Raw genomic sequence first — 13,309 nt, 5'->3', positions numbered from 1 at the left:
TTAATGAAGGGTTATTACATAAAAAGAATGGGGGATTTATCGTGAAAATAGAAATTTTTCCAGATTTCGCATGTCCGTTTTGCTATATTGTAAAAACGATTTTATTCCAGGTAATCGAACAATTTAATTTAACGGAAGAAATCAATATCGAATATAAAGACTGCGAGCTGAATTCAAATGCATCAACTGCAGCAATATTTCCTTAGGAAGAAGCATTGCTAGAATGGTAGTATTTAAGAAAATTGCTTAGGCAAAAGCATTGGCCGATTAGCATTTACCAAGTAAGGAAAATAAACGTAAGCTTTTGTTCATAGTATTAATCTACTTTACTATGACGAGTTCACTATAGAATAGAAAAGTCGGAGGAAGTCTTTTGGATAGAATAAAACGAGTTTTACAACTAATTTTTCGCAATTTATACTATTATCGGGTCGATTATATTCGCAGTTTTGCTATATTGCGGTTTGTGCAGGCATTTTTCGTCTTGCCGCTCTTTTCATTGATTGTCGCCCTTATTATGGATACTACAGGTGTACAGACGATTACTGAAAGTAGTCTGCCTTATTTACTGACACACCCATACACATTGATTGGTTTAAGTATTATTATGTTTATCGGTATTGTATTCATTTATTATGAGCTTGGATTTTTAATGCTGCTCGCTTACCATCAACAGCGCGCAATCCCTTATACATGGAAAGGGTTATTGAAAAGACTGAATCAAAAAGTAGTGTATTTTCTCAGCCTGCAAACTTTATTCATTGTTGTTTACTTATTGTTATTAATCCCGCTAATTTCATCGATTTTACCGATTTCGCTCTTTCAAAACTTGGATATTCCGAGTTTCATAGTGGCTGAATTGTTAAATACACGACAAGGAACGATTTTTTATGTTGTCCTGTTGCTGCTTTTAGGTTTTATCGGATTGCGCCTTATTTTTACATGGCCGTTTTTCACGATCAATCAATGGATGTCCATCTATGATGCAATGAAAGCAAGCTGGCAATTTTCGAAACGCAAGCTTGCCGAAGTAATCGGGATGTTTGCATTGATTATAGCTGTGCATTGGACTCTTTTGTTTGCTGCATTGGTGATTGCATTCCTTCCATTATTCCTTATCGAAAAGTTGATGCCTGGCTGGGGACTGGTCGCGGCAAGTTTTACATTAACACTTGCGGAAGGCATCATCCTGCTATTCTTCTCGGTATTGCAAATTGTCTTTTCCCAACTCCTAGTCATGGTGGCGTTTCAATTGACCAAGCATAAGCCATTGATCATTCAGGAAGAATCATTTAGGCAAACGATACGTCAATGGACATTTATCATTGCAGTTTACGCATTCTTCCTTGCCAGCGGTTTTAATTTGATAAACTTGGAAAAGTCGGTTTACAAGCCTGATACGGTTGTGGTAGCCCATCGAGGATTTGCGGAGGAAGCTGTTGAAAATACGATAAGCGCCATTGAAGCGGCAAATGAAGCAGGAGCAGACATGGTTGAAATCGATATACAGCAAACAAAGGATGGCGAATTTGTCGTGTTTCATGATAAAGCCCTTTCACGCCTGACAAACGATGTGTCGCTTGTCTCAGGTTTAACATTGGAGGAACTGACACAAAAAGTAGTGATCGCAAAAGGGCATGCAGATAAAATCGCTTCTTTTGAACAGGTGCTTGAAGTCAGCCGTGCATTGAATATAAAATTGCTTATAGAGCTGAAAACACACGGATTTGAAACAGATGACTTTCTACAGCGTTTCATAGCACAGCTTGACCGGCATGATGCGCTGGATTATCATTATGTTCAATCCCCTGATTTACCTGTGATGGAGCTATTGGAACAGATGGAACCGCGCATTCATACAGGCTATATATATTCCATTGCCTATGGGAAATTACCGGATACGACAGCCGACTTTATATCAATTGAGCAGTCGTTTGCAACGAATAATATTCAAAAACAAGTGCAAAAGCAAAATAAGGAGCTATTTGTTTGGACGATTAACGATAAACGCGATATGCAGCAATTATATGAACAAAATGTGGATGCAGTCATTACAGACCATCCGGACAAAGCGTTATCAATACGCAGAGAATTTGAGGAGCAAACGAATTTTTTGCGACGCATTCTCAATAAAATCAATATTATTTACTAAGGAGAACTTGATGCAAACTTTTACGTACGAGGTTGAGGGCGATATAAAATCGACTTTACCCAAGCCTATTTGCGATGAATCAGGCGAACAAATACTATATGTTCAGCGCATATATGACAATAGCTTAAAAAAACTATTCGATAGTTATTTTGACTACCGCTATTTTTTAAAGTACGCTGTACAAACGAGTGAAGGCAAATCAATATTTGAAACGAAGAAAATTTTTCGGCGGGGGAAAGTATGGTTTGAAGCGACAGACTTGCTAACAACCGAAAGATATATCATCAATTATGAGAATTGGCGTATCGGAGTTCCTGAATTATTTGTTTCAGGCAATACATTTAAAATGAAAATCGAAAAAGAAATGGAAGACTGGTCAAATTTTATCGTCAATGATACGGTTATAGCGAGATGGCTTGCTGTATATGAAGAGCAAAAAGATATCTTCGCCATGACATTTGAGCTGTCGGAGGAAGCGCCTGTTCAAAATCCGGCGTTCTATATCGCGATTGCCCAAGCAACGTTATTTATCGGTGTATAGGAGAGTAAAAAGATGAATGTAGTATTTGTATTGACCGAAACGGCGGAAGAAGTATTGCAAATGGTAAGCGGGGATGTTGCGGGTTTGTTGGCGGCGGTCAAAGGCGATAATGTATCGTTCCCATTCGGCATATATCAATATGATAGCCATACGCTTGATCATTATTTACTGGAAAACGGCACATACCAGCAAGAGCTTGTCATTTATTTAAAACCCGAACAAAAAAAGAATGAAACTGTATTGCCGGCACCGCAAATGAATGAAATCGATTTTTAGGAATAAAGGAATTTAGCTTCATCTGTCGAAATGTACTTTTGAATACATTTTGGCAGGTGAATTTTTTTGGTGCAGCTAAGTTTATTTGAGCTTGAACATGAACATTGTAAGCCAAAGTTTCAGCTTATGGATCGTGTAAAGGTGCAATTGATCGATGAACAAATTGATAGTGAACTCCATCATTATCGTAAATACTATGAACCGCATATATTAAATAAAGCAGGCGAAATTACAAATATCCAAATAAGCGGAAGCGGTACAATTACTTATGAGGTGGATATTTATGGGGTGAAGCATCATTTACTTGAACAGGAACTCATTGATTTACTTTAAATAATCCTTTTGAAAAGGCAATATTCCTCTAAATTGTAAAGTAATTGTTAAATTTTTGTAACTAAAATGGTACGATAAGTTTTTAATGATTATTTCAATTTGGCGGTGATGAAATGCTCACAATTTTTGGTGGGATTGGTCTATTTCTGCTCGGAATGACGATGTTAACAAATGGACTGAAAGAAATTGCAGGCGATGCTTTAAAAAGATGGTTGAATACGTTCACGAAAGGGCGCATTAGTGCTGTAATCTCCGGTGCAATTATGACGATGCTCGTCCAATCGTCGACAGCGACCACTTTATTGACGATTGGCTTTGTCAGTGCGGGCTTGCTGACTTTTATCCAATCCATTGGGGTCATTATTGGAGCAAACATTGGGAGCACAAGCACGGGGTGGATTATTTCGTTGATTGGCTTTAAAATCAGCCTGCAAACGATGGCATTGCCGATTATCGGCATCGGTGTATTTATGTCATTAATCGCCCCGCATGAAGTGAAAAAATTCGGAAATGTCATTGCAGGGTTTGGATTGCTGTTTCTCGGTATTGATATGCTTCAACAAGGGATGGGCTCTGCACAGGATTTAATTGCCTTTGACTCCATTCCGGCAGATTCATTTATCTCAATTTTTTTATTAATTGTAATAGGTGTTGTGATGACAGTTATTATGCAGGCGTCAAGTGCTGCAATGGCGGCTACATTAACCGCCCTTTTTGCAGGGGCGATCGACTTTGAGCAGGCTGCCTATTTAGTCATCGGACAAAATATCGGAACGACTGCAACTGCATTGTTTGCATCAATCGGGGCTTCTGTTTCGGCGAAGCGCACTGCACTTACACACTTAATGTTCAATGTTTTGACAGCAGTCATTGTAACAATCATCTTCCCTTACTTTGTGCAAGCTACAAAATGGTTTACGGAGCTCATTTCGGGACATTTCGATCAAACAATAGGCTTGGCAATTTTCCATACGCTGTTTAGTTTACTCGGGGCCCTTATCTTTATTCCGCTTATGCGGCCTTTCGCGAATTTTTTGATGAAGCTCGTCCCGGAGCGCGAAAATGCATTAACACGGGATTTGGATGACAGTTTAGCAGAGATGCCATCTGCAGCGATTGAAGTATCTTTTAAAACGATGCGTGACATTATGGTAGAGCTTACTAATGCGCAACAGTTATTAATGAATATGAAAAAAGTAACCGTGGAATTCGAGAAGACAATGCTGGAAATTGAAGAAGCACTGGAAATTACAAGGAAGTTTTTAGATAAAATTTTAGTCACTTCCAAGCGGGAGCGCCAAAAACTTATATCGATTTTACATACACTTGATCATTTGCATCGCTTAATTAAAGTGTTGCGCGAGCCGCAAAAGGTGGAGGCACTTTCGTTGCAGGAAAAGTTAATGCAGGAATGGCAGGAGATGCTGTCTACAATCAATCAAAGGTTAAATGAAGACGAGAAGCTTTTGGATATTTCATTAATATTGGAAGAAACATCCCAGCAAGTGGCACGGGAGCGCCGCAACAAGCGCATTCAATATTTCGAGCGCTCTGTAGCGAACGAAACACAATTGGATTTAGCCGTTTCAAAAGTGGATGCACTACTATGGATTGACCGGCTTATTTACCATTATTGGCGTGCAACCGCTCGCATGGCCGAATTCCAGTCTATTAATGAAGAATGAAAAATCGGGATTTTCAAAAATCAATGTTGGAAATCCATCATTGAGATGGCCAACTATAGCCGCATCATAATTTATTACGGAGAAAGGCTGTGTTAAAAGTCAAATTGACTTTCGGCACAGCCTATTTCATTTTATTTATGTTTCCGCTCCAACTTCATGCCGACAATACGGACAATAATTCCGATTAGAATAAATACCCACCCAATGGCAATAAATACATAATTTAATGTTTTGGTAGCATCTGGTATTACGTCGAATAAACCTAAACATACGACAATAATGCCTGAAAATGATATTAATAGTCCTGCTGTTATGATGCTCACGAACTTCACCTCTGCAAAATTCTAACATGACTTATTATGGAATACAATGGAATAGCAAGATGATTAAAATAAAAGGGAATTTTTTTAAAGAATAACCAATATATTGAAACTATTCCCGCTATGTAAACGTATATTATATAGTGGGCAAAGGAGGATGAAATATGAAAAAATGGACAACCGCTTTAAGCATGTCAGTCGTAACGCTGGGATTGCTTGCTAATCCGGCAATGACAGACGCTTCTGTAATGACAAAGGAAGAAAGAGTCCCGATTTATGTGGCAATGAATGATGAACAAGTAACAAAAGAACAGCTTATTCAAGTATTGAAAACGAAACTGCCAGAGATGTTTAGTACATACTCTAACAGTGATTTCCAAATGACTTCGATGAGTTTCCATTATGCGGACGATTTAACGACACGCTATGAGCTAATGTTCCAAAAAAAGGTGAACAAACAGACTGAAAGCGGAAGTGTTACATTCAAAGGGGACAACCTTGAAATCGAGAATTTTTATTTCGTCCCAGCGAATATAAAGGATGCGCTATTTCCTGGGAAAGTTTCAGAGGAGCAAGCACGCAAAGTCGCGGAGGATTTCGTGAAAAAAGTATCAGCTTCCACTAATTATATTTTAGGGAATGAAGTGCCAAGCTACTATAACAGCCGTTTGATTACAGAGCCGATTACGTATACGTACTCATTTACTCCAACGGAAAAAAATATACCGATTTCTGATCAAACGATTATGGTGACCGTTTTAGGAGATGGGAAAATCCAGTACTATACACAAATGAACACAATGCAAAAACGCATGTCATTTGAAGATGCAACAAATATTGCATCAAAGGAAGCAGCAGTAAAAAAAATGAAAGAACAATTAAATTTGACATTGCAGTATTCCATCGATTATGAACCTGCTTCATCAAAACCGACTGTGAAGCTTGTTTATTTGCCTGACCCAAATATAATAGGTCTACATGCAACTTCAAATAAATGGGCAACATATACTGGAAAGGTTGATGCGCTGACAGGTCAAACAGCGTTACGCCCGCTTTCGACTACCCAATTAAAAACACCTGCGCCAATAACGGTTGAAGAGGCTAAAGCAATTGCAAAACAATTGGTTGAGCGTCAATCGGATACATCAAAATTTACGATTGATTCGGCTTATGAGCATGACATGAATGATCATCCGATTATTAGTATTTCTTATTCGTATCACTATAAAAATGCTACTCATAGTTCTTCCATTGAATTTAACAAGAAAACTGGCGAATTAATATCGTATTCCGATTACTTTGGCCATTTCCCAGCTAGTGAGGAACAAGCAGAAGCAGCTGCGCCACAATTGGCGAAAGAAAAAGTAATTGCGGCAGCAGAGGAATATGTGAAGCAGCTTGCTCCAACTTCTGTACATGAATATGCGACAACCCAATTTGAACCGACATATGATAAAGATGCAAAAGTGCATTATGTGAGCTTCCCGCGCATTAAAGACGGTTTGATTGTAAATGGAGATAATTTATCGGTATCAATTGATGATGAAGGTCAATTAAAATCGTTTTATCGCTATCCAGTAAGCATCGAGGAATGGCCAAAACGTGATTCGGTCATTTCGGCGGAAGAAGCAAAAAAATTATTTGCCGATGCATTGGGCGTTAAGTTAGTTTACAACACATTGCAAAATGAGCAAGGGAAATATGAGCTTGTATATATTCCGACAGTAAATGGGCAAGACTTCTATCAGATCGACGCCAATAGCGGGAAAATATATAACGGTTCTGCCCAAACAGAGGGAGTAAAAATTTCGCACCCAACCGCTGAGAAAGAATTGAATTATTTAATTCAAGCTGGTGCCATTGATGTAAAAGACAGCAATGCTTTCAATGCGGATGTTGCGATCACGCAAGGACAAGCATTAAATACGCTCATTAAATCAATTAGCTATTTCTATGAAGATTATTATGCATATCGCCAGGAGCAGCCATCCGCATCATTCGAACAAATCAATTCGGAGCATCCTTATTTTAAAGTTGTTGAAACAGCGACACGCTTAGGTATTTTAAATCCGGCAGAGGATGAGCTGAACATTGATCAAAAAGTGACGAATGAGCAGCTTGCCGTTTGGTATATCCGTGTTCTCGGGTTAGAGCAGGCGGCAAAGCATTCAGAAATTTATCAATTAACGATAAAAGATGCTGCTGATGTAGATCCTGCAAAATTGGGATATGTTGCACTCTCACATGTATTAGGTCTTCAAAAGTCAGAACAATCAATGTTCTTGCCGAAAAAGGAAGTAACTTATGCACAGCTGTCAAAATCGATTATCGAACTCGCTTATGAAATTGCTGAAAAAAGAAGCAGCGGCACATATTATTATTAAGTAATCTTTAAATCTCGTGAAGTAGAAAAGCTTCACGATTTTTTTTCATTTAATTTTCATAAATAGAGGAATATATGTTCTATTTTGTGCAATAGTTAGTGGTTTAAGCGTATGTTTTTGTGATAAAATAATAAAAAGTGCTCATTCTGAAAAAAATCGCGATAATTTTTTGGAAACGCTGTAATATAGTAAAAGTAATTAATCAATGATGGAAGTTGGGAAAAACATGCAAAAAAATAAATACCGAATTCATAGCAATACATTATTTGAAATAGCGCAAAGCCGTTCATTTACAGACAAAGACAATATCGAGGAACGATTCGATGAAGAGGGGAAAATCAAATTAGTCAGTGACCGTGCCGGAGCGGATTTATCATTGTCTATTATTAAAACAGAGGATGGCCTGGCATATTCAGTAAAATGGGATGACTCGGAAGAAGTGTTTAGAGGCTGGAATATGGCATGGGAAGAATTCATTTGGTGCTTGGGCGTTGTCAATAAACCTATCGAAGAAGCTGCAAAAAAAGCGGCAGAAGAAGCAAAACGCCGTGCAGCGGAAGAAGCGGTTGCCGCGGCTGAAGCTGAAGAAGCTGGCCAAACTGAACAACAGGAAGAAATAACAACTGAAGAAACAGCACAATAAAATAACCGCCTTCGCATTTAATGCAGAAGGCGGTTTTGATTTTTTACGTTTATTTTGGCCCGACAATGGCATAGCGTTCCCATTTTCGGCTGCGCCAACGGAAAATAACTAAAATGGCGCGTATCCATTCATCACATGCAATGGCAAGCCATACACCGACAAGCCCCAAATCAAGAATGAATACGAAGAAATAACCAAGCGATAAGCCGATCATAATCATCGAAACGATTCCGATACGTACAGGATAAGCGGCATCACCGGAGGCACGCAGCGAGTTAATGATTGTAATATTAATCGTGCGCCCCGTTTCAAGAAAAATGCTCAATAATAACACGCTTGCACCGATTTGAATAATTTCCTCGTTGTCAGTGAACAGCCGCAGCAATGGGACTCTAAAGGTAATAACGACGGCAACCATGATAAGTGTGAACAGTAAAGCGGATTTCACGCTGAACCAGACGCTATTGTAAGCGAGATCCTTTTCGCCCGCGCCTACATAGCGCCCGATTAAAATGGCTGTTCCCATCCCGATCGCCATAGCAAATAGATAAGTAAACATCGAAATATTCATTGCATATTGACGAGCGGACAATGCCTCAGCCCCGATGTATGTCACGTAATAAAGCAGGACTATCTGGCTTGTTTGGTAAAGGACTTGCTCAAGTGCGGAAGGAATGCCGATTTTTAAAATTTTCGCAATGTATTGCTTGGAAAAACGATAGTAATCGGTGAATTGGATTCGTACTTCCAATGCTTGGTATAACAGCCAGAAAAATACGATGGCAGCAAGGACACGGCTAATGACAGAAGAAATGGCTGCACCTTCAACCCCTAGCTCTGGCGCCCCGAATTTACCAAAAATTAAAATATAGTTTAAAATAACGTGCACGATGTTCATGCCAAGCGATACGAACATTGTTTGTTTCGTCCAGCCTTGAACACGGATGACCGAGGACAACGAAGTGATCAATGCTTGAACAAAGATGAATCCCCCTACGATGGCTAAATAGCTTTGCGCTGCTTCTAACACCGCACCTTGCAAATTCATCATTTTCATTAATGCATCGGAAAATAATAGAAACAAACCACTAATTATAAACCCAGCGACTAAATTAAGTGTGACTGATAAAGCGGCAATTTTTGAGGCTTCCGCTGTCAGGCGCGAACCTAAATATTGAGAAACGACAATCGATGCCCCTGTCCCGATGACACCTAATAGCAAAATCGCGATTTGGATATATTGGTTCGCTGTTCCAACACCGGCCACCGCATCATCAGACACTGCACTCAACATGAATGTGTCAGCCAAGCCCATTAGCATAAATAGAAATAATTCTAAAAACAACGGCCATGTCAACTTGAATAAACTTAACTCTTTTGTAGTATTTGCCAAAAAATCCACTCTTTCATTAAAAATCATAAAACAAAAAATATCTTAACATAAAATGAAGCAGTTAGATAGTTCGAATTACGAAATAATTCCAGCTCGAAAATTTATGTAAAAATAATTGTTGGTATATAAGGAAAATATAATTATTTCAGGTATTTGTAATATTTTATCGACATGTTTCGACTTTTTGTTACTTAATTGTAATATTTCCTGTAGGAAGATGTCATACAAATGAAATATTGCGAGGTTATGCTAGTACAAGTTGAATCAAAAAGATTTTTCACGACAATTATTCTGGAGGGAAATATTCAAGTATGATCAAGAAAGTTTTAGCATTAATCGCGGTAATGGCCGCAAGCGCATTTCTTTTTGTTGGAACGTCACAGGCTGCTACACATACAGTAAAAAAAGGCGAGAATTTATCAATCCTTGCAAAAAAATATGATACAACAGTAAAAGAGCTCATGACATTGAATGATTTAGAGACAAGCAAGATTCAATTAAAGCAAGTCATCAAGCTGCCGAGCCATATTAAAAATAAACCTGCTGCAGAGAAAAAAGAAACAAAAAAATCCGCGACAGACCCATCCAATGTCAAAAAGACAATTAAGATGACGGCAACAGCTTATACCGCTAATTGTAAAGGCTGTACAGGGGTAACAAAAACAGGACTGAACCTGCGCAAAAATCCGAGCTTGAAGGTGATTGCGGTGGATCCTAAAATCATTCCGCTCGGCTCGAAAGTGTGGGTGGAAGGTTATGGGATTGCTGTTGCAGGTGATATCGGTGGAGCCATCAAAGGCAATAAAATAGATATTTTCGTAAACAGTAAATCAACAGCAACGAAATGGGGACGTAAGCAAGTTACAGTAAAAATTTTGAAATCATAAAATATAACCTATTGCGTGTACTTATCGCAATAGGTTTTTTAATTTTAAGCTATAATAAATAGAGGAAATTGCGGAAAGGAATGGTTTATGAATGTTTTTCTATGAAACGATTTGCCGATATTGCCGGAAGCCATTCAAAATAATCGAAGGCACGAAAAAATATGGGCAGTTTAAAGTAAATCGACAGGCGAATATTTCCTGCGATGATTGTGAACGCCGCATTGAGGCAGATTCAAGGAAATATTTATTTCATCGGGATTAAGCGGGGGTCAACATTTTTTTTATTCTTTGAAGCTCGCGAATCAAATGATCCATTTCCTTCTGCATATGCTTAAAATCTTCTTTTGAATAAGTATTCGAGGCTTGCCGATTTTCCTGTTCTACAAGCTTTAGGGCGATTCCAGCAGAAATTGTCGATAATATATCTCCAAGTGTCGTAATGGTAGCGCCAGCATATGCAAGTCGTGCGGCAATCAGTTCCAATGACGGCTCAGAATTTGTATAATTGCTCAAATCTTCTCCTCCTGGTCGAGGCATATATAGTAACATATGATTGGAAGGGTGAAATGTTGTCTTGCAATAATTAATCCGCTGTATAAGCGATTGAAAAGGAGTTGGTTATAATATGGAACCTAAAAAAGTTGATATCAATTGCAGAAACTGTCATGAGCAAATGACAATCGATTTTGCAACAGATAATTTCTCATCTGAAATCCAATTGCTTAATGGCAAAAAGCAGCAAAAACGCACGTACATAAAAAAATGCCCGTATTGCGAGACAATCAATCACATTACAAGCAATAAGAAAGAAGAGTGGGGAAACCGTAAAGGGCCGAATATTAAATTGTTCCTGTTTTCGGGGATGTTCAGCTGTTTGGCGTTTGCAGTCATCGGCTTGCTTTTCATTTATTTTGCATTTAAAGGATTTGGGTTTGTAGTTGATTGGCTATTTAACTAAATGAATTTCTGCCTTTTCATGATATAATGAATAGCTTGTGGAGGTGTAAAAATAATGTCAAAAAAATGGACAATCCATTCAATTCGTGAATATGTGGCAAACAATACAGATACAAAATTATTATCGACTGAATTCAAAGGTTTTTCACAAAAGCTGGATTTTCAATGCGCTTGCGGAAATACATTTCAAAAGCCTTGGAAAAAGTTTAAAGAAAACAAACAACAAAAATGTGAAGTATGCCAGCCGCCGAAAGCATCACGCTAATGAAAAAAGTAATTACATTTTGTAATTACTTTTTCATCTTTAAAAAACTAATTCAATATACAATTATTCATCCTTTAATAGAGGATTTGTCCGTAAACATTTAATTCGGAATGCTTCATTTTGAAATCTGGTAAGCGCGGTGAACAATCCCTGACATTATGCAGCTAAGGAGGCGACAAGGAAGTGATATATTTTTTAGTAGGCATTGCAGGGAGCATTGGAGCAGCAATGAGGTATATGACAGGAATTATGTTCTATACAAATAGCACGTTTCCGTATACAACATTAAGCATTAATTTAATCGGAAGCTTCCTGTTGGCTTGGCTATCAACGAATCTGTTCAAAAGGTTTTCTGTAACAACGGATGTACGCGTCGCTATTGAAACCGGATTTGTCGGTTCTTTCACGACTTTCTCGGCTGTTAGCATCGAGACGGTCAGGATGTTTGAATCCGACAATGCTTGGCTAGCGATATTGTATATATTTTCAAGTATTGTCGGCGGAGTTCTAATGAGTAGATTAGGTTTTAATATGAAGAAGGAAGTGAAGAGTTTGTGACAGCAATAAACGTTTTGCTAGTGGGCATAGGAGGCTTTCTTGGGGCGATAGCCAGATATTCAATCAGCAAACATTTAAATAGCAGTTCCACATCTTCATTGCCATTGGGGACTCTTATCGTTAATTTGGCAGGGTCTTTTCTTTTAGGCCTCATTACTGGGCTTAATGCTAATATGATGATAATGCTTCTCTTTGGAACAGGGTTTATAGGAGCATTCACTACATTTTCCGCGCTGAAGTTTGAAATGACTAAAATGTATGTAAATAATAGCAGAAAAATATTATTTCTATATACGGCACTTACATATGGGCTGGGCATTATTTTTGCCTACAGCGGTTATTTCGTCGGGAATTTAAGCCTGTGGCATTCACTCAAAGCCATGCAAAATTTTAATTTTATTATTTTTGCATAGGAAATTATCTGTTTATTGTAGCATTTTTCGGATTGATTGTTGTGCCTTTAGTAATCGCGGTTTCTTTACAGCTGCTGGCTGAGAGGGCAAAAGTCGGAAATCAGCTGCTTCGATTGTCTGCATGGCTACCTGTTCCGTTTATGGCATTAACTCTTTTTGTCGTCGTAGCTTCCCAATTAAATAAGCTGTCCGGCTCATTCGAATGGATACTTCAAGCTATTCCAATCTATATCGCATTTATGATAATAATGCCGTTTATTTCACGAATAATAGGTAGATGGTTCAGACTGGATGTTCCGACAGGCCGCGCATTGATTTTCAGTGGCTCGACCCGTAATTCCCTCGTCGTCCTGCCATTAGCTTTAGCGCTGCCAAGTAAACTGAGTGCGATCGTCGCAGCGATAATTGTGACGCAAACGATTGTCGAAATTTTTGGCGAGCTGATTTACATACGTTTGATCCCGAATATTGTGCTGCGTGATAAGTGAAGAACCCCCCTTGA

At 38.5% G+C, this 13,309-nt stretch carries 16 protein-coding genes and 1 pseudogene; 14 read left to right on the top strand and 3 right to left on the bottom strand.

From position 1 onward, the window contains the following. The first annotated feature begins 41 nt into the window (after nucleotides 1–41). From ACTHOQ_RS00830 to ACTHOQ_RS00805, 6 genes are all read left to right on the top strand, one after another. On the top strand, nucleotides 42–206 hold the full coding sequence (locus ACTHOQ_RS00830; protein WP_440493758.1) for a DsbA family protein: 165 nt from the start codon (nucleotides 42–44) through the stop codon (nucleotides 204–206). A gap of 167 nt (nucleotides 207–373) precedes the next feature. Further along, a complete protein-coding gene (locus ACTHOQ_RS00825; protein WP_440493757.1) occupies nucleotides 374–2,152 on the top strand; it encodes a glycerophosphoryl diester phosphodiesterase membrane domain-containing protein in 1,779 nt (592 codons plus the stop codon). Nucleotides 2,153–2,162: 10 nt separating this feature from the next. Beyond that, nucleotides 2,163–2,693 (top strand): tubby C-terminal domain-like protein, encoded by a 531-nt coding sequence (locus ACTHOQ_RS00820; RefSeq protein ID WP_440493756.1) that lies wholly within the window; start codon nucleotides 2,163–2,165, stop codon nucleotides 2,691–2,693. A 12-nt stretch (nucleotides 2,694–2,705) separates the two neighbouring features. Continuing rightward, nucleotides 2,706–2,969 (top strand): thymidylate synthase, encoded by a 264-nt coding sequence (locus ACTHOQ_RS00815; protein WP_440493755.1) that lies wholly within the window; start codon nucleotides 2,706–2,708, stop codon nucleotides 2,967–2,969. 69 nt (nucleotides 2,970–3,038) lie between these two features. Beyond that, the gene (locus ACTHOQ_RS00810; protein WP_440493754.1) at nucleotides 3,039–3,302 is read left to right on the top strand and encodes a hypothetical protein; all 264 of its coding nucleotides are present in this window, start codon (nucleotides 3,039–3,041) and stop codon (nucleotides 3,300–3,302) included. A 113-nt stretch (nucleotides 3,303–3,415) separates the two neighbouring features. Continuing rightward, on the top strand, nucleotides 3,416–4,987 hold the full coding sequence (locus tag ACTHOQ_RS00805; RefSeq protein ID WP_440493753.1) for a Na/Pi cotransporter family protein: 1,572 nt from the start codon (nucleotides 3,416–3,418) through the stop codon (nucleotides 4,985–4,987). A gap of 131 nt (nucleotides 4,988–5,118) precedes the next feature. Here ACTHOQ_RS00805 and ACTHOQ_RS00800 read toward each other — a convergent pair whose 3' ends face one another. Then, nucleotides 5,119–5,310, bottom strand: a complete 192-nt coding sequence (locus ACTHOQ_RS00800; protein ID WP_440493752.1) for a hypothetical protein — start codon at nucleotides 5,308–5,310, stop codon at nucleotides 5,119–5,121. Between the two features lie 161 nt (nucleotides 5,311–5,471). Between ACTHOQ_RS00800 and ACTHOQ_RS00795 the strand changes: the two genes are divergently transcribed. Together ACTHOQ_RS00795 and ACTHOQ_RS00790 are read left to right on the top strand one after the other, a co-directional pair. After that, on the top strand, nucleotides 5,472–7,691 hold the full coding sequence (locus tag ACTHOQ_RS00795; protein ID WP_440493751.1) for a YcdB/YcdC domain-containing protein: 2,220 nt from the start codon (nucleotides 5,472–5,474) through the stop codon (nucleotides 7,689–7,691). 226 nt (nucleotides 7,692–7,917) lie between these two features. Beyond that, a complete protein-coding gene (locus ACTHOQ_RS00790; protein ID WP_440493750.1) occupies nucleotides 7,918–8,334 on the top strand; it encodes a homoserine dehydrogenase in 417 nt (138 codons plus the stop codon). 49 nt (nucleotides 8,335–8,383) lie between these two features. Here the strand turns inward: ACTHOQ_RS00790 and ACTHOQ_RS00785 are convergent, their stop codons facing one another. Continuing rightward, nucleotides 8,384–9,754: an MATE family efflux transporter gene (locus ACTHOQ_RS00785; protein ID WP_440493749.1), complete on the bottom strand. Its 1,371-nt coding sequence runs from the start codon at nucleotides 9,752–9,754 to the stop codon at nucleotides 8,384–8,386. 284 nt (nucleotides 9,755–10,038) lie between these two features. Between ACTHOQ_RS00785 and ACTHOQ_RS00780 the strand changes: the two genes are divergently transcribed. After that, nucleotides 10,039–10,614, top strand: a complete 576-nt coding sequence (locus ACTHOQ_RS00780; RefSeq protein ID WP_440493748.1) for a 3D domain-containing protein — start codon at nucleotides 10,039–10,041, stop codon at nucleotides 10,612–10,614. Between the two features lie 258 nt (nucleotides 10,615–10,872). Here ACTHOQ_RS00780 and ACTHOQ_RS00775 read toward each other — a convergent pair whose 3' ends face one another. Then, on the bottom strand, nucleotides 10,873–11,127 hold the full coding sequence (locus tag ACTHOQ_RS00775; protein ID WP_440493747.1) for a hypothetical protein: 255 nt from the start codon (nucleotides 11,125–11,127) through the stop codon (nucleotides 10,873–10,875). 112 nt (nucleotides 11,128–11,239) lie between these two features. Between ACTHOQ_RS00775 and ACTHOQ_RS00770 the strand changes: the two genes are divergently transcribed. From ACTHOQ_RS00770 to ACTHOQ_RS00750, 5 genes and pseudogenes are all read left to right on the top strand, one after another. Beyond that, complete coding sequence (locus ACTHOQ_RS00770) at nucleotides 11,240–11,572, top strand: redox protein (protein ID WP_440493746.1); 333 nt, start codon at nucleotides 11,240–11,242, stop codon at nucleotides 11,570–11,572. A gap of 54 nt (nucleotides 11,573–11,626) precedes the next feature. After that, nucleotides 11,627–11,836 (top strand): hypothetical protein, encoded by a 210-nt coding sequence (locus ACTHOQ_RS00765; protein WP_440493745.1) that lies wholly within the window; start codon nucleotides 11,627–11,629, stop codon nucleotides 11,834–11,836. Between the two features lie 183 nt (nucleotides 11,837–12,019). After that, nucleotides 12,020–12,394 (top strand): fluoride efflux transporter FluC, encoded by a 375-nt coding sequence (locus ACTHOQ_RS00760; RefSeq protein WP_440493744.1) that lies wholly within the window; start codon nucleotides 12,020–12,022, stop codon nucleotides 12,392–12,394. Continuing rightward, the gene (locus tag ACTHOQ_RS00755) at nucleotides 12,391–12,807 is read left to right on the top strand and encodes a fluoride efflux transporter FluC (RefSeq protein WP_440493743.1); all 417 of its coding nucleotides are present in this window, start codon (nucleotides 12,391–12,393) and stop codon (nucleotides 12,805–12,807) included. Before ACTHOQ_RS00760 ends, ACTHOQ_RS00755 begins: the two co-directional genes overlap by 4 nt. 11 nt (nucleotides 12,808–12,818) lie before the next feature. Further along, a pseudogene (locus tag ACTHOQ_RS00750) lies at nucleotides 12,819–13,295 on the top strand (arsenic resistance protein); the annotation flags it as partial. Between the last annotated feature and the right edge of the window lie 14 nt (nucleotides 13,296–13,309).

The sequence above is a fragment of the Solibacillus silvestris genome, from assembly GCF_051967575.1.
In the GTDB taxonomy this organism is placed as follows: domain Bacteria; phylum Bacillota; class Bacilli; order Bacillales_A; family Planococcaceae; genus Solibacillus; species Solibacillus silvestris_B.
This window is presented reverse-complemented; position numbering and strand designations above follow the sequence as displayed.

Bases quoted from the DNA above. Each gene is read 5' to 3' on its own strand.
- ACTHOQ_RS00820 (WP_440493756.1), top strand. From the start codon at position 2,163: ATGCAAACTTTTACGTACGAGGTTGAGGGCGATATAAAATCGACTTTA.
- ACTHOQ_RS00770 (WP_440493746.1), top strand. From the start codon at position 11,240: ATGGAACCTAAAAAAGTTGATATCAATTGCAGAAACTGTCATGAGCAA.
- ACTHOQ_RS00790 (WP_440493750.1), top strand. From the start codon at position 7,918: ATGCAAAAAAATAAATACCGAATTCATAGCAATACATTATTTGAAATA.
- ACTHOQ_RS00805 (WP_440493753.1), top strand. From the start codon at position 3,416: ATGCTCACAATTTTTGGTGGGATTGGTCTATTTCTGCTCGGAATGACG.
- ACTHOQ_RS00795 (WP_440493751.1), top strand. From the start codon at position 5,472: ATGAAAAAATGGACAACCGCTTTAAGCATGTCAGTCGTAACGCTGGGA.
- ACTHOQ_RS00785 (WP_440493749.1), bottom strand. From the start codon at position 9,754: ATGATTTTTAATGAAAGAGTGGATTTTTTGGCAAATACTACAAAAGAG.
- ACTHOQ_RS00815 (WP_440493755.1), top strand. From the start codon at position 2,706: ATGAATGTAGTATTTGTATTGACCGAAACGGCGGAAGAAGTATTGCAA.
- ACTHOQ_RS00765 (WP_440493745.1), top strand. From the start codon at position 11,627: ATGTCAAAAAAATGGACAATCCATTCAATTCGTGAATATGTGGCAAAC.
- ACTHOQ_RS00780 (WP_440493748.1), top strand. From the start codon at position 10,039: ATGATCAAGAAAGTTTTAGCATTAATCGCGGTAATGGCCGCAAGCGCA.